The sequence below is a fragment of the Leclercia sp. 1548 genome, assembly GCF_050435045.1.
Taxonomy (GTDB): Bacteria; Pseudomonadota; Gammaproteobacteria; order Enterobacterales; family Enterobacteriaceae; genus Enterobacter; species Enterobacter adecarboxylatus.
The window spans coordinates 55,473-76,834 of the sequence record NZ_JBNDJP010000004.1; the positions used below are offsets into that span (position 1 = coordinate 55,473).

Annotated in this window: 4 protein-coding genes; all 4 read left to right on the top strand. The window is 63.4% G+C overall.

Features of this window, described 5'->3' with window-relative positions; translation table 11 throughout:
- Positions 1-131: 131 nt before the first annotated feature.
- The 4 genes from ABIE02_RS12925 (at position 132) to ABIE02_RS12940 (ending at position 21,144) form a co-directional block, all read left to right on the top strand.
- A complete protein-coding gene (locus tag ABIE02_RS12925; protein WP_429211286.1) occupies positions 132-16,298 on the top strand; it encodes a BapA/Bap/LapF family large adhesin in 16,167 nt (5,388 codons plus the stop codon).
- Between the two features lie 76 nt (positions 16,299-16,374).
- The gene (locus ABIE02_RS12930; RefSeq protein WP_032613346.1) at positions 16,375-17,775 is read left to right on the top strand and encodes a TolC family outer membrane protein; all 1,401 of its coding nucleotides are present in this window, start codon (positions 16,375-16,377) and stop codon (positions 17,773-17,775) included.
- A complete protein-coding gene (locus ABIE02_RS12935) occupies positions 17,772-19,964 on the top strand; it encodes a type I secretion system permease/ATPase (RefSeq protein WP_032613348.1) in 2,193 nt (730 codons plus the stop codon). Before ABIE02_RS12930 ends, ABIE02_RS12935 begins: the two co-directional genes overlap by 4 nt.
- Before the next feature lie 10 nt (positions 19,965-19,974).
- Positions 19,975-21,144, top strand: a complete 1,170-nt coding sequence (locus ABIE02_RS12940) for an HlyD family efflux transporter periplasmic adaptor subunit (RefSeq protein WP_103792627.1) — start codon at positions 19,975-19,977, stop codon at positions 21,142-21,144.
- The last annotated feature ends 218 nt before the right edge of the window (positions 21,145-21,362 follow it).

Sequence of the window (21,362 nt, forward strand, 5' to 3'; positions counted from 1 at the left end):
ATAACTTTCAAATAATTACCCTGGGTCATTGTTTCAAATAAACAGTTTCCCTACGGGTGGCGCTCAATCTGCTCAATAGAAATGGCTGAAACCGCTCGCCATTTCATTGCACTCTGCCGGGAGTAATACACATGAGTAAAATCACTGTCATCTCCAAACTGACGCACGTGGAAAGGGTAACAGACGGGTCTCAGGTAACGCTGAATGATTCCTCCATCGTTAAAATCGATGCCGAACGCGCCGACATTCTCGGCTATGAACGCAGCGGTAACGACCTGATCGTTAAGCTGAATGACGGCGAAGTCATCACCCTCAAAAACTTCTTTGTCGCGGGCGATCAGGGGATCAGCCAACTGGTGCTGGAAGAGAGTAACGGCGCCTTGTGGTGGATCGCCGATCCCATGGCGGCAGAGGGCTACCAGTCGATAGCCTCCATTGATGCCCTGCTGGCGGGAACAACCACCGCGTCGGCAGGTGAGGCGGCGATCTGGCCGTGGGCGTTGGGTGGCGTGGCAGTGGCAGGCGGCATTGCCCTGGCCGCAGGTGGCGGCGGTGGCGGTGGTGGTGGCGGGAGCGACGACGATAATGGCAATGGCGGTGGCAACGGCGGTGATGGGGATGGTGACGGCGGCAACGGCGGTAACCCCACGCAGCCAGGCACCGATCCGAACGACACGACCCCACCGGGCGCGGCCAGCAACCTCAGATTCTCCGCAGATGGCACTCAACTTAGCGGCAGCGCCGAAGCCAACAGCACCATCACCGTCACCGATGCCAACGGGAATGTGGTCGGCAGAGGCCAGACCAACGGCAACGGCGAGTTCACCGTCGATTTGGGCACGCCGTACACCAACGGCGAGACCCTGACCGTCACCCCGACTGACGGGGCAGGCAATACCGGACCGGGTACACCGGTGACCGCAGTAGATACGACACCCCCGCAAGCCCCAATCCTCGACAGCGTTACCGATGATGTGGGCAGCGTAACCGGCACGCTCGCCAGCGGCCAGACCACCGATGATGCCCGTCCGACCTTTAGCGGCAGCGGCGAACCCGGCAGCACCATCACGATTTACGATAACGACGTCGCCATCGGCACGGCGCAGGTGAACAGCGACGGCAGCTGGAGCTTTACCCCTGACACCGCCCTGGGCGAAGGGGCGCATCAAATCACCACCCGGGCCACCGACGGCGCGGGCAATACCGGACCGGCCTCACCGGCATTCAGCTTTAACGTGGACACCGTTGCCCCGAATGCCCCTTCCAGCGTGACGATCACTGACACCACCGGGACGGTGCAGGGCGTGCTTACCGCCGGGCAAACCACCGATGCCAACCGCCCTGCCCTGACCGGCACCGGCGAGGTGGGCAGCACCATCACGATCTATGACAACGGTCAGCCCGTGGGCCAGACCACGGTGGGGGAAGATGGCAAATGGAGCTTTACCCCAACGACCCCTCTCGCGGATGGCGCGCACAGCATCACCCTGACGGAGACCGATCTGACGGGCAACACCAGCGCCCCTTCCGCTCCGTTTGACTTTACCATTGACCGCACCCCGCCGGACCAGCCGACCATCAGCCTGATCCCTGGCGGCACCGAGGTCATCGGCACCGCCGAGCCAGGCAGCACGATCACCATCACCAACGGTAGCGGAACGGTGATTGGTACCGGCCAGACCGATGCCAATGGCGACTACAACGTGGTTCTCACCGAGCCACAAACCGAAGGGAATACCCTCAACGTGGTGGCCTCTGATGCCGCCGGAAACCAGAGCCAGCCAGTGAGTACCGTGGTGGGGGATGTCACCCCGCCTGACGCACCGACCGATCTGGCGATCAATCCTGAAGGCACGGTGGTGACCGGTAAGGCAGAAGCAGGCAGCACCGTCACCCTTCGCGATGGCGACGACGTCATCGGCAGAGGCGTTGCCGGCCCTGACGGCAGCTTCGAAATTCTCCTCAGTACCCCGCGCCTGAACGGGCAGGAACTGGTAGCCACCGCCACCGACCCGGCGGGCAATACCGGGCCGGAAGGCAGTGTGACTGCACCGGACGTCACCCCGCCGCAGGCCCCGCTCATCACCAGCGTGGTGGATGACGTAGAGGGCCTTACCGGCGTGGTGGGCAACGGTCAGGTCACTAATGACTCCCGTCCGCTCATCACGGGTACCGGCGAACCGGGCGCGACCATTAATATCTACAACGGCGAGGCCCTGGTGGGGACTGCCGAAGTGGATGAGAACGGCAACTGGACCACCGAGCTGGAGCTAAGCGGCGACGGTGGCTACGTCCTGACGGCGCAAGCCGTTGATAGCAATGACAACCGCAGCGAATTCTCCAACAGCTGGAGCATCATCCTTGATGCTACGCCACCGGCCACGCCAGCCATTTCCCAGGTGATCAACGATCTGCCTGAGACCGCAGAAGCCATCGCCAACAATGGCACCACCAACGACAACCGCCCAACCCTGTACGGCACCGGCGAAGCAGGTTCGACGATCAGCATTCGGGTGGATGGCGTAGAGATCGGCACCGCCCAGGTGGGCAACGGCGGGGAGTGGAGCTTCACCCCAGCCACGGCGCTGGCGGATGGTCTGCACGAGATCACCACGGTGGCAAAAGATGCCGCCGGGAACAGCAGCCCGGCTTCCGGGGCCTTTACCCTGACGATTGATACCGTCGCCCCGGACGTTCCGGTGATCACCCGGATCGAAGACAACACCGGCAGCGTGCAGGGGGATGTAAGCAACAACGTCCCGACTGACGAAACCCGTCCGGTGATCCACGGCAGCGGCCCGGCGAATGCGCAGATCAGCATCTATGAAGGCACCACCCTGCTCGGCACCACCACCAGCAATGCGGAGGGTATCTGGAGTCTGCAGCTTGCCACGCCGCTGGTTAACGGCACCCACGTCCTGACCGCATCGGTGAGAGATGCAGTCGGCAACGTCTCCACCTCCGACAGCTTTAACCTGGTGGTGGATACCCTGGCCCCGGCCACTCCGGGAGTACCGGCGATCACCGTCAACCCTGACGGAAGCGGCGAAGAGCCGCTCACCTCCGGCGGCAGCACTCGCGACACCACCCCAACCCTGAGCGGCACCGGGACAGAAGGCGATATCGTCACCATCTACGACGGCACCACCAAAATCGGGGAAACCACCATTCCGCCGGGCGGCAACTGGACCTGGACCCCGCCAGCCGGGCTGCCAAATGGCACCTACGATCTCAGCCTGACCGTGACCAACAAAGACGGCGCAGGCAACGAGAGCGCCCCGTCGCAGCCGGTGTCCATCACTATCGATACCGACGCGCCGGATAAACCTGACGTGCCGGTGGTCACCGATAACGTCAGCGACATTACCGGACCGGTGGACAACAACGGCGCGACCAACGACACCCGTCCGGTACTGAGTGGCACCGGCACACCGGATGACGTGATCAGCATCTACGACCAGACCGCAGACGGTAACGTGCTGGTGGGCGAAGTGGTGGTGGATCTCAACGGCAACTGGACATGGCGTTCAGAGACGCCGCTGGCCGAGGGGTCGCACAGCTTTACCGTCATCGCCACCGATGCCGCGGGCAACGCCTCGGTGGTGTCGGACACCATTACCGTGACCGTTGACAGCCAGCTTCCGGAGATCCCGCTGATTAGCAGCGTGGATGGCATCGCCGCGGGCGGCAGCACCAACGACACCACCCCAACCGTCACCGGGACCGGCGAAAACGGCACCACAGTGATCCTCTACAGCAATGGCGTTGAAGTCGGGCGCGGGCTGGTCAGCAACGGCAACTGGTCCATCACCACGGCCGCGCTGAAGGATGGCGCGACGACCCTCACCGTAGCGGCAGTGGATGCCGCCGGGAACGTCAGCAGCGCCGGAAGCGACTTCACCTTTACTATCGACACCGTGCCGCCGGGCAACCCGCAACTGCTGGAGATCTCTGACAGCACGCTGGCGAACGGCACGCTGTACGTGAACAGCGGCACCCCGACCCTCAGCGGTACCGGCGAGCCGTTAAGCACCGTTACCGTCTCCGTTGACGGCAATCCTCTCGGCGAGGTGCAGGTCAACGAGCAGGGGCAGTGGACCTTCCCGCTGCCGGTCGGCACAACGCTGTCCGATAATCCGCATACCATCACCGTGGTAGCGCGCGACGCGGCGGGCAACACCAGCGAAAGCGGCCCGGTCAGCGTGGTCGTCGATACTGACGCCCCGGACGCGCCGGTGGTCAGCGAGGTCGTCTCCGGCGGTACGCCGCTGACCGGCACCGCCGAAGCAGGTACTACCATTACGGTCACTGGCCCGGGTAACGTGGTGTTGGGCACAGCCGTGACCAATGCGCAGGGGCAGTTCTCCGTGGCCCTGACCCCACCGCAGTACAACGAAACCACGCTGAACGTGGTGGCGAGCGATCCAGCGGGTAACGCCAGCGATCCGGTGAGCTTTGACGTCCTGCCGACGCCACAATTGCCGGACGTTCCTGTTATCGACGCCATCCTGGATGACAACGGCACCGCCGGTGACGTCAACGTCAAAGGTGGCAGCTCCAACGACGCCACCCCTACCCTCACCGGTACGGCGATCCCGGGCAGCGTGGTCACCATTTACCTGGACGGTAGCACCACGGCGCTGGGCACCGTCACTGCCAACGAAGTGACGGGGGCCTGGTCGTTCCCGATTTCAGATGCCCTGGCTGAAGGCAGCCACAGCTTCAGCGTGACAGCTACTGTCGACAACCAGACCAGCGGCCAGTCTCCGGGGGCGACGGTCAATATCGATCTCACCCCACCGGCCGCCCCATCGTTTGGCAGCGTGGTGGACGACGTTGGCCCGCAGACCGGTACGGTGGTCAGTGGCAGACCTACCAATGATGACCTGCCGACCTTCACCGGCACGGCAACCCCAGGCGATGTGATCCGCCTTTACGCCGACAATACCCTGATCGGCACCGCGACGGTGGGTAACACCGGAGCCTGGAGCATCACCCTGGCCCAACCGCTGGATGATGGCACCTACGCCCTGACCCTCAGCGCCACCGATCCGGCCGGGAACGAAAGCCCGCGTTCGGAAGCCTTCTCCCTGGTGGTGGATACCACTGCGGACGCCCCAATCATCACCGGGGCCAACGATGACGTCGGGCCGGTTACCGGCAACGTCGCCAACAACGGCAGCACCGACGACAACACCCCAACCCTGACGGGCACGGCGGAAGCGGGCAGCAGCGTCGCCATCTACGACGGCATTAAGCTGATTGGCACCGTCACCGCCAGCGCCACGGGTGCCTGGAGCTTCACGCCGACCACCGTGCTGGCGGAAGGTCAGCACGTCTTTACCGCCGTCGCCACCGATAGCGCGGGCAACGTCAGCCCGATCTCCGGTTCCTACACCCTGACCGTTGACGTGACCCCACCAGCCACGCCGCTGATCACCAGCATCAACGACGATGTGGCGGGCAATACCGGTCTGCTGACCAACGGCCAGGTCACCAACGATGTGCGCCCGGAACTGACCGGCACCGGCGTGGCGGGCAGCACGGTTCACATTCTGGATAATGGGGTGGAGATCGGCACCGCGCTGGTCAGCGCCAGCGGCAACTGGAGCTTTACGCCGTCCACCGATCTGGCCTCAGGGCCACACGATCTGCGCGTTAACGCTACCGATGCCGCGGGCAACGTCTCCGGCGCCTCGCCGGTCTTCAACATCACTATCGATATCACTGCCCCGTCGGCACCGGTGCTGGACACCGTGGTGGATGATGTCGGCACGGTGACCGGCACGCTGGACAGCGGCGATGTCACTAACGACGCCCGTCCAACCTTTACCGGCAGCGGCGAAGTGGGTGCCACTATCCGTATTCTTGTCGATGATCAGGAGATCGGCACCACGGTGGTTAACGCCTCGGGCAGCTGGACCTTTACCCCGGAGACGGCGCTCGAAGAAGGCTCGCGCAGCATCCGCTTTACCGCCACCGACACCGCCGGGAACACCGGTCCCGCCAGCGATCCGTTTATTCTGACGGTCGATACGCTGGCACCTGCGGCCCCGACGCTTACCGCCATCAGCGATAACGTGGGTCCTATCCAGACGCCAATCACCACCTCCGGCCAGGTCACCGATGACGCCTTACCAGGGTTAACCGGCACCGCTGAAGCCAACGCCACCGTAGTGATTTACGATAATGGTGCCCAGGTCGCCACCGTGCAGGCCACGGAAACCGGGGAGTGGAGCTGGACCCCGACCACGGCCCTGAGCAACGGCAGCCACACCTTTACCACCAGCGCCATTGACGCGGCGGGCAACCTCAGCGAAACCTCGCCGGGCTTCACGCTGATTGTCGATACCCTGAAACCAACCGCGCCAGTGATCGCGCTGGCGATTGACGATGTTGACCCGGTGACCGGGGCGCTCACCAGCGGCCGCACCACCAACGATCAACAGCCTGTGCTCACCGGCACCAGCGAACCGAATGCCCGGGTGCAGATTTTCAATGGTGAGACCCTGATCGGTGAAGGCATCGCCAATGCCAATGGCAGCTGGTCGATCGAGGTGAACACACAGCTTAGCGATGATGTGTACAGCTTCACCGCGGTGGCGATCGATGCGGCAGGGAATATCAGCGATCCGTCCGCGCCGTTCACCCTGACAATAGATACCCAGTTGCCGGACGCGCCGGTTCTGGTCTCGGTCACGGATGATGTGGGCGAGCCGGTGGACCTCACCAGTGGCCAACTGACCAACGACGCCAGACCGACCCTCAGCGGCACGGCCGAAGCGGGCAGCACGGTGAACATTTACGACGGCACCACCCTGCTGGGCAGCGCTACTGTTGGGGCGAACAACGCCTGGAGCTTTACCCCAACGACGCCGCTGGCTGACGGGGAACATACGCTCACGGTGACCACCACCGATGCGGCGGGCAACGTCAGCCCACCTAACGAAGGGTTTGTCATCAACGTCGATGCCACCGCCCCGGTCGCACCGCTCATCACCTCGGTGGTGGATAACGTCGGCTCGGTGCAAGGTCCGGTGCTTAACGGCAACCCGACCAACGACACCCGTCCGACCCTCAACGGCACCGCCGAAGCCGGCGCAACCGTGCGCATTTACGACGGTGAGACCCTGGTAGGCGAGACCCTCGCCAACGATCAGGGACAGTGGACGCTGGATGAAACCCTCATCGCCCTTGAGGATGGCGAGCATACCTTCACCGCCATTGCCACCGATGCGGCGGGTAACCTCAGCGCGGCATCCCCGGTGGCTTCCATCACCGTTGATACCCTTGCCCCGGGCGCACCGGACAGCTTCACGGTCCTTAACAATGGCAGCACCCTCACTGGCCGGGGTGAAGCAGGCAGTACCATTACCGTGCGCGATGGCAATACGGTGATCGGCACCGGGGTGGTCAATGACACCGGCAGCTTCTCCATCACCCTTACCACGCCGAAACAGAACGGCGAACTGCTGACGGTCACCGCCACCGACAGAGCCGGAAACACCGGCGCGGAAGGCCAGATCGCCGCCCCGGACACCACGCCTCCGGCCATCCCGGTGATTGTGGATGTGGTAGACAACGTGCCCGGCGTGACCGGCACCATCACTGACGGGCAAACCACCAACGATGCAACGCCGCTGATCCGCGGCACCGGCCCTGCCAACACGACGATTCAACTCTATAGCGGCACGACGCTGATCGGCACCACGCAGACCGGCGAGGGTGGCACCTGGGAGATCCAGCTCACCGCCGCGCTGCCTGACGGCGGCCACGTCCTCACGGCGCAATCCGTGGATACCACGGGCAACGCCAGCGCCGCTTCCAACAGCTGGAGCATCGTGGTTGATGCCACCGCCCCGGACGCCCCGGCGATCACCTCCGTGATCAACGATCTCTCCGGCACCGCGGTCGTCATCGGGAACAACACCGCCACTAACGACACCCGTCCGACCCTGAACGGCACCGGGGAAGCCGGGGCCACCATCAGCATTCAGGTGGATGGCGTGGAAGTCGGCACGGCCCAGGTAGGAACAGGAGGCACATGGAGCTTCACCCCGGAAGACCCGCTCACTGAGGGGCCGCACGCGATCATCGTCGTGGCGACGGATGCCGCGGGTAACACCGGCGAGGCCTCCCCGGCCTTTAACGTCACCATCGACACCGTACCGCCTGTTGCCCCGGTCATCACCCTGGCCGTGGACAGCACGGGCAGCGTCACGGGCGACGTGGTCAGCGACCAGCCGACCGACGAAACCCTGCCGTTGATCCGGGGAACAGGCCCGGCCAACGCGCAGATTAGCCTCTATGAAGGCACCACCCTGCTCGGCACCGCCACCACCAGCGCAACGGGGGCATGGAGCGTGCAACTGACGACCCCGCTGGGTAACGGTACGCACGCCCTGACCGCCACGGTCAGCGATGCGGCAGGCAATACCGCCGTTTCCAACACCTTTAACCTGGTGGTGGATAACGTGGCCCCTGCCACACCGGCTATCCCGGACATCACCGTCAACCCTGACGGCACGGGAGAGATCGCCCTTACCGGCGGCGGTAGCACCCGTGATACCACCCCAACCCTGAGCGGCACCGGGAATGAGGGGGATATCGTCACCATCTACAACGGCACCACCCCGATCGGTGAAACCACCGTCCAGCCAGGCGGCACCTGGACCTGGACCCCGCCAGAAAGTCTGCCAAATGGCACCTACGACCTCAGCCTGACCGTGACCAACAGTGACGGCGCGGGCAACGAGAGCGCCCCGTCGCAGCCGGTGTCCATTACCATCGATACCGATGCTCCAACCGCACCGGGTCTGCCAGTGGTGACGGATAACGTCAGCGACATTACCGGGCCGGTGGGCAATAACGGTGCCACCAACGACACCCGTCCGGTGCTGAGCGGCACCGGCACACCGGATGACGTGATCAGCATCTACGACCAGACCACCACAGGTAATGTGCTGGTGGGCGAAGTGGTAGTGGATATTAACGGCAACTGGACATGGCGTTCAGAGACGCCGCTGGCCGAGGGGTCGCACAGCTTCACCCTCACTGCCACCGATGAGGCGGGCAACGTCTCTGAGCTTTCCGGCACCATGACCGTGACCGTCGACAGCCTCGTGCCTGAGATCCCGGTCATCACCAGCGTGGATGATAACGTTGGGCCGGTCACCGGCAATATCGCGGCGGGCAGCAGCAGCAACGGCAACATCCCAACCGTCACCGGCACCGGGGAGAACGGCACTACCGTTATTCTCTACAGCAACGGTATCGAAGTGGGACGCGGCCTGGTCAGCAACGGCACCTGGACCATCACCACGCCAGTGCTGAAGGATGGCGCGACCACCCTCACCGTGGCAGCAATGGATGCCGCCGGGAACGTCAGCGAGGCGGGCAGTAACTTTGCCTTCACCATCGACACCGTGCCACCGGCAATCCCGCAGCTGCTGGAGATCTCCGACAGCACCCTCGCCAACGGCACGCTCTACGCTAACAGCAGCACCCCAACGCTGAGCGGCACCGGCGAACCGCTGAGCACCGTTACCGTCTCCGTTGACGGCAATCCTGTTGGCGAGGTGCAGGTCAACGCACAGGGACAATGGACGCTGCCGATCCCGGTCGGCACGCCGCTGTCTGATACTACGCATACCCTCACCGTGGTGGCGCGCGATGCGGCGGGCAACACCAGCCAAAGCGGCCCGGTCAGCGTGGTCATTGATACTGACGCACCGGATGCGCCTGCGGTTACCGACATCGTTTCCGGGGGTACACCGCTGACCGGCACCGCCGAAGCGGGTACCACCATTACGGTCACTGGCCCGAATAACGTGGTGTTGGGCACCGCCGTGACCAACGCGCAGGGACAATTCTCCGTGGCCCTGACCCCGCCGCAAAGCGATGCGGTGACCCTCACCCTGACCGCCAGCGACCCGGCGGGCAACGTCAGCGGCCCGGCAACCTATGACGTCCCGGCCACGCCTGCGCTGCCGGATGTCCCGACGATCGATGCCATCCTGGATGACAACGGCACCGGCGGTAACGTCAACGTCAAAGGCGGCAGCTCCAACGACGCCACCCCGACCCTCACCGGTACGGCGATCCCGGGCAGCCTGGTCACCATTTACCAGGACGGCAGCACCACCGCGCTGGGCACGGTGACTGCCGATGCCACCACCGGGGCCTGGACATTCCCGGTCTCGACCCTTGGGGAAGGCAGCCACAGCTTCAGCGTGACCGCCACCGTTGATGGCCAGACCAGCGGCCAGTCGCCAGCGGCGACAGTCAATATCGATCTGACGCCACCTGCTGCACCAGTGTTTGGCACCCTGGTGGATGACGTGGGCACCGTCACCGGATCGGTGGTCAGCGGCAGACCGACCGACGACAACCAGCCGGTACTGAACGGCACGGCGACGCCGGGGGATGTGATTAACGTCTATTCCGGCGATACCCTGCTCGGTAGCGTCCCGGTGAGCGCCACCGGTGCCTGGAGCTTTACCCTGCCTCAGGCGCTGGACGACGGCACTTATACCCTGACCCTCAGCGCTACCGATCCGGCGGGCAACGAAAGCCTGCGCTCGGATCCGTTCTCGCTGGTGGTTGATACCGTGACGGCTACACCGGTTATCACCGGCGCCAACGATGACGTCGGCCCGGTCACCGGTAACGTCGCCAGCGGCGGGTTCACCAACGACAACACCCCAACCCTGTCGGGTAGCGCGGAAGCGGGCAGCAGCGTCGCCATCTACGAAGGCAGCCGCCTGCTCGGCACCGTGCTGGCCAACGCCAGCGGTATCTGGAGCTTCACACCAACGACGGTGCTGGCTGAAGGCGAACATCGCTTTACCGCCATCGCAACCGACACCGCAGGTAACGTCAGCCCGCTCTCCGGGGAGTATATTCTGACCGTCGATATGACCCCACCGGCCACCCCGGTGCTGGTCAGCGTTAACGACGACGTGGCGGGCAATACCGGCCCGCTGGTCAGCGGCCAGCTCACCAACGATGCACGGCCAGAACTGACCGGCACCGGCGTGGCGGGCAGCACCGTGCACATCCTGGATAACGGTATCGAGATCGGCACCGCGCTGGTCAACGCCAGCGGTAGCTGGAGCTTTATTCCGACCAGCGATCTGGCTCAGGGGGCGCACGCGCTGCGCGTCAACGCTACCGATGCGGCAGGTAACGTCTCGGGCACCTCTCCGGCCTTCTCGCTGAACGTAGATACCGTTGCCCCACTGGCGCCGGTGCTCTCCAGCGTGGTGGATGATGTCGGGACCATCACCGGCGCGATCAACAACGGCGGCATTACCAACGACAACCGTCCAACCTTTACCGGCACCGGTGAAGCTGGCTCCACGGTTCGCGTTCTTGTCGACGGGCAGGAGATTGGCAGCGCGGTGGTGAATGCGTCGGGCAGTTGGACCTTTACGCCTGACACCCTCATCGAAGACGGGCTGCACAGCGTGACCCTGACGGCCACCGATCCCGCCGGGAATACCGGTCCTGTCAGCGGTGCCTTTACCCTGACGGTGGATACGCTGGCACCTGCGGCACCGACCATTGTCGCGGCCGCCGACAACGTTGGCCCGATCCAGACCCCACTCACCACCTCCGGTCAGATCACCGACGATGCCACTCCAACCCTGTCGGGCAGAGCCGCCGCTAACGCCACGGTGACTGTCTATAACAATGGCGTCTCCCTCGGCACCGTGCAGGCCACCGCCGCAGGCGACTGGACCTTCACACCCGAAAACGCACTGGACAATGGCAGCCACACCTTCACCGCCACTGCCGTCGATGCGGCAGGCAACCTCAGTGAGGTCTCGGCAGGCTTCACGGTGATTGTGGATACCCTTAAACCGGTCGCGCCGGTCATCGCCCTGGCTCAGGATGATGTCGGTTCTGTTACGGGCGCGCTCACCAGCGGTCAGCGCACCGACGACACCCTGCCGGTGCTCTCCGGTACCAGCGAACCGAATGCCCGGGTGCAGATCTTTGAAGGCCAGGCCCTGCTGGGTACCGCCACTGCCGATGCCAACGGCAACTGGACGATCCCGCTGACCACGCCGCTCACCAACGCCCTGCACAACTTCACGGCGGTGGCGACGGATGCGGCAGGCAACAGCAGCGATCCTTCTGCGACCTTCAGCCTGACGGTAGATACCCAGCCGCCAGCAGTACCGGTTCTGGTCTCGGTGGTGGATGATGTCGGCACCCAGGTGTCGCTCACCAGCGGTCAGTTGACCAACGATGCCAGACCGACCCTGAACGGCACGGCGGAAGCTGGCGCTACGGTGAACGTCTACGACGGCGATCGGCTGCTGGGCAGCGTGGTGGCCGACGCTAACAACGCCTGGAGCTTTACCCCAACGACGCCGCTGGCAGACGGACAGCACACCCTGACGGTGACCGCCACCGATGCGGTGGGCAACGTGAGCCTGCCAACCGCTGGCTTTAACCTTAACCTCGATGCTACCGCCCCGGGCGCGCCTGTCATCACCTCGGTGGTGGATGACGTCGGCTCGATTCAGGGTCCGGTACTCAACGGTAATCCGACTAACGACAACCGTCCGACCCTCAACGGCACAGCCGAAGCCGGTGCAAACGTTCGCATCTACGACGGCACCACTCTGGTGGGCGAGGTCACGGCGAACGCCCAGGGCCAGTGGACGCTGGCGCAGACCACCACCACCCTCACCGACGGGGTGCATAACTTCACCGCTACCGCCACCGATGCGGCGGGCAACCTCAGCGCGGCATCGCCGGTGACCTCCATCACCGTCGATACCGTAGCGCCGGGCGCGCCGGGTGGCTTCACCGTGCTTAACAGCGGCGGCCAGGTTAACGGCACCGCCGAGGCGGGCAGTACCGTGACCATTCTCGGCACTGACAACGTGACGGTGCTGGGCACCGGCGTCGCTGACGCCACCGGGAAGTTCAGCATCACGCTCTCCACGCCGCAGGTTAACGCCGAGCTGCTGCACGTCTTTGCCACCGACCGGGCCGGTAACGCCGGGCTGACGGTGGATCTGCGGATGCCGTACTCGCAGGTGCCAAACCCACCGGCCATCACCAGCGTCAACGACAATGTGGGCAGCATCATCGGCAACCTGCTGAACGGGCAGAGCACGGACGATACCACCCCAACCCTGACCGGGACCGCGCAGCCGTCCTCCACCATCACCCTGTATGACAACAACGTGTTGTTAGCCACGGTGACCACCAACAGCGCGGGGGTCTGGACCTGGACCCCAACCGTGCCGCTGAGTAATGGCCCTCACGCCTTTACCGCCACCGCAGGCAATGCGGCGGGCACCAGCGCCGTGACGCCGCTGAGTTCGATTGTGGTGGATACCGTTGCGCCGGGCACGCCGCAGGGGACCTTCAACGCCGACGGCAGCGTCCTGAGCGGTACTGCCGAAGCGGGCAGCACCATCACCCTGCTGCTGAGCGATAACAGCGTGGTGACCACCACCGCCAACGCGCAGGGCAACTGGAGCTACACCTTCACCGATAAGCAGTCCGAAGGGGAGCGGATCACCCTGTCGGCCACCGATGCGGCGGGTAATACCTCCGTCACCGGCACGGTGATTGCGCCAAACCTGCCGCTGTCGGCCAGTGACAACGTGGTGGGGCTGGCCCTGACCACCAACGCCACCATCAGCACTGCCCAGTACAGTGACTATGGCGTCCAGCTGGTGGGCGGCGTCGGCAACGTGCTGTCGCTGCTGGGGGAAAACTCGGCCCAGGTGACCTTCAGCGTACCGACCGGCGGTAGCGCGGATATGGAGATCAACGCCAGCGCCACCGGCATTGTCCTCTCCCTGCTCAACACTCTGGAGATCATCGTTCAGCGCTGGAACGGCACCACCTGGACCACGGAAGTGGATACCGGCCTGCCGCAGTTCGCTAACCTGTTGACCCTCGGGGCCAGCGGCGTGACGCTGAACCTGACCGGTCTGCCGGGCGGGCAGTATCGCGTGCTGAGCTACAACTCCAACCTGCTGGCGACCGGGTCGTACACCAGCCTTGATGTGGACGTCACGCAAACCACCGCGGGCACCCTGACCGGCACGCTGGTACAAAACGGCAACGTCATCACCGATGTGGATCCGGTGAGCGGCAGCGACAGCGCCCCGAACGGCACGGTGGTCACCAGCGTGACCAACGCCAACGGCGTCACGGTCAACGTGGCGGCGGGTGCGGCGGGCACCACCATCAACGGGCTGTACGGCACCCTGACCCTGCATACTGACGGGAGCTATACCTACACCCTGACCAACACCAGCGCCTCGGTGCTGGGCCGGACCGATACCTTCACCTACAACATCGCCGGGAAAGGGGCCACGGACGACGCCCGCCTGGTAATCACCCTGGGTGAAAACACGGTGCGCAACAGCGTGACGGCAGTGGACGATACCGCCTCCCTGACCTTCAACACGCAGGTGCAGGCTATCGACTACGGTCCATCGAGCCAGAGCGGCTTTACCGTGGTGGGCGTCAACCTGGGTAACGTGCTGAATCTCAACCTGCTGGACGATCGCAGCGAGACGATGAAGTACAGCGTGCAGGAAGGCACCACCCGCACCATGACCATTCAGGGGTCTGTTGGCGGGGTTGCCCTGGCGTCGGTGTTTGACCTCTATATCTACAAGTTCAACCCGGCGACACAGAGCTATGAGCGGATGCGCACCGAGTCAGGCTGGCTGCGCGCGCCGCTGCTGGGCGGCACCTCAGCGCCGCTGACGCTGACCCTGCCGGCAGGGGAATACATCTTCCTGATGAACACCGTCTCGGGGATCACCGCCCTGACCGGCTACCAGCTCAACATCCTGGAAGATCATGTTTATGCCGTCACCAGCACCACCGCCGCGACGACCGGCGACGTGCTGCAGAGTGACATTGTGCCAGCAGGCACCTTCGTCACCCAGGTGAACGGCGTTGACGTGAACGCCACGGGCACCACCCGCATTGAGGGGCAGTACGGCACCCTGCTGATCGACGCGCAGGGCAAATACACCTACACCCTGCGGGCCGGGGTGGGAGCCGACCTGATCAGCACGCCGGACACCTTCGTCTATACCGTGACGGCACCGAATGGCGATAAGGACACCGCCTCGCTGAACATCACCCCAACGCCGGTGGCGCTGGATGCGGTCAACGACGTCAGCGATACGCTGAGCGTGGATGCGACCCACCCTGTGGCGGCCTATCGGGATGATACGGTGGGTAACGCGACCTGGAACGCCGCCCTGCTGGCCCCTACCACGGGCAGAGGCAGCGGCGAGTTTGTGGTGGCGGCCAACACCGCCCTGCATGACGTCGTGCTCCACTTCAACGTCGCCTCACTGTTGACGCTGGGCGGCCTGAACGTGAACTGGACCATTACCGGGGCGGGGGTTTCCAGAAGCGGCTCCTTCAATGGCGGTCTGCTGCTGGGTGGCGTTGCCACCATCAACGTCGCGGGTCTGGATCTGGACGCGGGGACTTACACCCTGAGCTTTACCGGCTCCATGGGGCCGCTGGGGGTAGGCGCCATCTCCATCACGCCGTACGTCACCGGGACAACGGTGTTCCTGAACAATGAGCTGACCACGGCGGGCCACACCGTCACCGGCAATATCTTTGACGGTTCGGATTCGGGCGGCGTGCTGGATCAGCTCCATTCGGTGGACAGCCGTCTGAGCATCACCAGCTATACCGGCACCGTCACTACGCTGGATCCGTACACCACCGCCACGGCGACCGCCACGGTTCAGGGGCATTACGGGGTGCTGACCATCGGCGTGGACGGGCATTACACCTACACCCTGAACAGCGGCGTCTCGCTGGACTCGATGACCACGAAGGAGACCTTTACCTACAAACTGACCGGCGATAACGGCACCTCCGATACCGCGACCCTGACCATTGATATGGCACCGAAGTTCGTCAGTTCCGAGCATAACGATACCTTCACCGGTAGCGCCTATGGCGACACGCTGATTTACGAGGTGTTGAACAACACGGCAGGTAACGGCACGGCGGGCAACGGGGGCAATGACCACTGGACTAACTTCTCGCTGGCGCAGGGAGACAAGATCGACATCAGCGATCTGCTGGTGGGCTGGAACGGTCAAAGCGCAACGCTGGGTAACTATCTGCATGTTACCAACAGCAATGGCAATACCGTGATCTCTGTCGACCGAGACGGAGCGGCAAATATTTACACCAATACTACACTGGTAACATTGGATAACGTTCAGACAACTTACGAGGAACTGGTTAACCAACAACACATCATCACCAGCTAAGGCTAATAACAAGACCCGGGCGCACGTCGCCCGGGCTTAACATTATAAAGTTGTTCAGTTTTTTAGGGATAATGCCATGAACAAAGTACCTTGCTGGTGGCTGGGGTGCTGCCTGTTGTCCGGGCAGGTCCTGGCCGCCGACTCCCCTGCGGTCATTAGTTTTGGGCAATTAAATGAAAATCAGGAGCTGCCCTCTCTGAATGGACGGGTTGCATTGCCGACAAGCCAGGCCGCGCCCGGCACCTTAACCCTGGGCGATGCGGTGACACGTGCCGTTAACTGGCACCCCACCATTCGCGAAGCGGTGGGCAAACTCTACGAACAGATACAGCAGGTAGATGTTGCCAAATCGAAGTACTACCCGCAGATCAGCGCCGGTATTAACAACGGCTACAGTAACAACTCCAGCGATACCGGTTTTACCCCTTCCGTGGTGCTCTCCCTCTCCCAGATGCTCTATGACTTTGGCAAGGTTGCCAGCCAGGTGCGCGCCGAAGACGCGGGTGTGGTGGCACAGCAGGCCAATGTGCTGCTGAGCATTGATACCATCGCCCGGGATACCGCCACCGCGCTGGTGCAGGTGCAGATGTGGCAGCAGATGGTGGATACCGCCGAAGAGCAGCTTGAGGCGCTGGGCAGCATCGGCAAACTGACGCGCCAGCGTAATGACGAAGGGGCCACCTCGCTCTCCGATGTGGTACAGACCGACGCCCGTATCGAAGGGGCACGATCGCAGCTGATGCAGTATCAGGCTAATCTCGACAGCGCCCGCGCCACGCTGATGAGCAATCTTGGCTGGAGCAACCTCAACGCGGTCAGCAACACTTTCCCGGAGAAACTGGCCCGCAGCTGCGACATCAAGGAGCCGGATGACCGGCTGGTGCCTGCGGTGCTCTCCTCCTGGGCGCAGGCCAACGTCGCGCAGGCCAATCTGGACTACGCCAACGCCCAGATGACCCCGACCATTTCGCTGGAGCCGGAGGTGCGCCACTACATTAACAATCGCTATCCCGGCCACGATACGCTGGATAAAACCCAGTACAACGTGTCGGTTAACGTCGAGATGCCCATCTACCAGGGCGGCGGCCTGAACGCGCGGCGTAACGCCGCCAGCCATGCGGTGGAGGCGGCGCAGTCCAACGTGCAGCGCACCCGGCTGGACGTGCGGCAAAAATTGCAGGAGTCCCGCAGCCAGGTGATGAGCCTGATGAGCACTCTGCAGATCCAGTCCCGCCAGGAGACCCTCAGCCAGCGCACCCGCGAACTCTATCAGCAGCAGTATCTGGATCTCGGCTCCCGCCCGTTGCTGGACGTACTGAACGCCGAGCAGGAGGTCTACCAGGCCCGCTTTACCCAGTGGCAAACCGCCGGACAACTGCATCAGCTGCAGATCAACTGCCTGTATAACACCGGACGGATGCGCAATGCCTTCGACCTTGAAAACCACACGATTCAGTCAGTGGAGATCCAGCCATGAAGCAAGACGATATCCTTCACGAGGAGCCGCTGACGCAGGAGGCGCTGGAACACTGGGCGCAGGCGTTTGGCTATGTCGCCACCCGCTACCGGGTGGCCTGTTCCCCTGGGGCGCTGGTGGCGGGCGCACCCTGGCTACAGGGAAAGAGTAAAACCCCGGCCCTGACCGGGCTGGCCCGCGAGGCGGGGCTCTCTTTTAAGCTGCTGAACAACGGCCAGGAGTCGATCAACAGCTGGCGGTTGCCGGTGGTGGTCGAGCTTAATGACGGCAAGATCGGTGTGATCGAGCACTTCGACGGCGAAGATATGCTGGACGTCTGCTTCTTCGACGGCAAGGCGCAGACCAACCGCATCTCGCTGGCGAAGATGTTACCCGCCATTCATCAGGTGGTGGCCCTGCGTCCGCTGGCGGCGTTAAAAGACAGCCGCGTGGATGCCTATATCTCAAAATACCGCCCGGACTGGCTCTACCGGCTGGTGATGCGCGACCTGCGGCCCTACACCTACGTAATGCTGGCGGCGCTGTTCATCAACCTGCTGTCGCTGGCCGGGATTTTATTCTCGATGCAGGTTTATGACCGGGTGATCCCCGCCCAGTCCTACCCCACCCTGTACGTGCTGACTATCGGGGTGCTGATTGCCACCCTGTTCGGCTTTATTCTGCGTCTCGCCCGTAGCCACATTATGGATCTGCTGGGGAAACGGGCCGACCTGCGCGTCTCGGACCGGGTGTTCGGTCACGCCCTGCGCCTGCGCAACAGCGCGGTGCCCCGCTCCACCGGCAGCTTTATCTCTCAGCTGCGCGAGCTGGAGCAGATCCGCGAGATGGTGACCTCATCCACCATCTCCACCATCGTTGACCTGCCCTTCTTCTTCCTGTTTGTCGGGGTACTGGCCATCATCGCCCCTCAGCTGGCGTGGATCGCCCCGGTGGCGGCGGTGCTGATGGTGCTGCCGGGCCTGCTGCTTCAAAAAAAGCTGGCGTCGCTGGCGAAGCAGGCAGCCCATGAATCCACCCTGCGCAACGCCGTGCTGGTGGAGAGCGTCCAGGGGCTGGAGGATATCAAGCTGATGCAGGCCGAGAACCGCTTCCTGCAACAGTGGAATAGCTACGTTCAGATCACCGCCGAGTCCGGCCTGAAGACCCGCGAGCTGACCCAGGGCCTGATCAGCTGGGGGATGACCATTCAGAGCCTGGTCTACACCGCAGTGATTGTGGTGGGTGCCCCGATGGTGATCGAAGGGGAAATGACCACCGGTGCAGTGGTGGCGGCGTCAATGCTGGCCTCGCGGATGATTGCGCCGATGGCAACCCTGTGCGGTGTGCTGGCCCGCTGGCAACAGGTCAAAGCGGCTAAAGAGGGGCTGGACAACATTATGCAGCTCCCCACCGAGAACCAACGCGAAGAGACGCCGATCCGCCAGGACGTGCTGCGCGGTCACTACCTGTTCGAGCAGGCGCAGTTTGCCTACGGCGGCGACGTGCAGAACCCGGCGCTGCGCATCAACCGGCTGGAGATCAAACCCGGCGAGCACGTGGCGATCCTCGGCCGTAACGGCGCGGGCAAATCAACTCTGTTGCAGGCGATGGTAGGCAGCATGGATCTGGTGGGCGGCGAGCTGCGGCTCGACAACCTCAGCCTGCCCCATCTCGACATGGCGGACGTGCGCCGCAACGTCGGCCTGATGAGCCAGAACGCGCGGCTGTTTTACGGCACCCTGCGGGAGAACATTACACTCGGGATGCCGCGCGCCACCGACGACGAAATTTTTGCCGTGCTGGAGATGTGCGGCGCGGCCGCCTTCGTGCAGAAGCTGGCGAAAGGGCTGGACCATCAGATTATGGAGAACGGCGTCGGGCTATCCGGCGGCCAGCGCCAGTCGATTTTGCTGGCGCGTATGTTCCTGCGCGATCCCAACATCGTCCTGCTGGACGAACCTACCGCCTCGCTGGATGAACACACCGAACGCGAGTTTATCCAGCGCCTGAGCCAGTGGCTGGGCAACCGCACCCTGATCGTCGCCACCCACCGCGTGCCGATGCTGGAGCTGGTTGAGCGCGTGGTGGTGTTAAAAGAGGGAATGCTGGTGATGGATGCGCCGAAAGCCCAGGCGCTGAGCAACAGCCGGATGCAGCAGCAACAGCAGGCGAATGGCCGGGAGTGGAAAAATGAAAATCAATCAGCATGATGCCGCCGCGATGGACGACCTGGATAACGCCCTCGGCTCCGAGAGCGGTTATACCGGGGCCAGAAGCATTGTGTTAATCAGCCTGCTGCTGTTTGTCGTCGCCGGGGTGTGGGCGTGGTACAGCATTCTGGATGAGGTTTCCACCGGCACCGGGAAGGTGATCCCCAGCTCCCGCGAGCAGGTATTACAGTCGCTCGACGGCGGGATCCTGGCAGAGCTCAAGGTCCACGAGGGGGACCAGGTGCAGGCCGGGCAGGTGCTGGCGCGTCTCGACCCGACCCGCTCTGAATCCAACGTGGGTGAGAGCGCCGCCCGCTACCGCGCGTCGCTCGCCTCCAGCGCCCGTCTGCATGCAGAGGTGAACGATCAGCCGCTGGTATTCCCCCCTGAACTGGCGAAATGGACCGATCTGATCGCCGCTGAAACCCGGCTCTACAACTCCCGCCGCGAGCAGCTGGAAGACTCCCGGCGCGAGCTGCGCCAGGCGCTGGAACTGGTCAACACGGAGCTTGGGATCACCCAGCGGCTGGTGAAGACCGGTGCCGCCAGCCACGTCGAAGCCCTGCGCTTGCAGCGCCAGAAGAGCGACCTGGAGCTGAAGCTGACCGACCTGCGTTCGCAGTATTACGTCCAGGCGCGGGAGGCGTTGTCCAAATCCAATGCGGAAGTGGATATGCTCTCTGCGGTGCTGAAGGGGCGTGAGGACTCGGTCACCCGTCTGACGATGACCTCCCCGGTGCGCGGCATCGTGAAGAACATTAAGGTGACCACCATCGGCGGCGTTATCCCGCCCAACGGCGAGATGATGGAGATAGTGCCGGTAGACGATCACCTGCTGATTGAAACCCGCCTGTCGCCCCGGGATATCGCCTTTATCCACCCTGGCCAGAAGGCGCTGGTGAAGATCACCGCTTACGATTACGCCATCTACGGCGGGCTGGACGGCGTGGTGGAGACCATCTCGCCGGACACCATCCAGGATGAAGCCAAACCGGAGGTGTTCTATTACCGGGTGTTTATCCGCACCAGCCAGGATTACCTGGTCAACAAAGCGGGCAGACACTTCTCGATCGTGCCGGGGATGATTGCCACGGTGGATATCAAGACCGGCGAGAAATCGGTGATGGATTATATGATCAAGCCGTTTAACCGGGCGAAAGAGGCGCTGCGGGAGCGGTAGAATTTCTTCCTCTCCCTGGAGGGAGAGGAGATATCGGCACGATCGGCTCCTTCTTCTGATATTGGCACGGTCGGCTCCTTCTCCTGATATTGGCACGGTCGGCTCCCTCTTCTGATATTGGCACGGTCGGCTCCCTCTCCCCTATGGGGAGAGGGTTGGGGTGAGGGGAACATGCGGCTCAGGTGGCGGTTCCGTTCACCTTACGTTCTGCGCTTCTC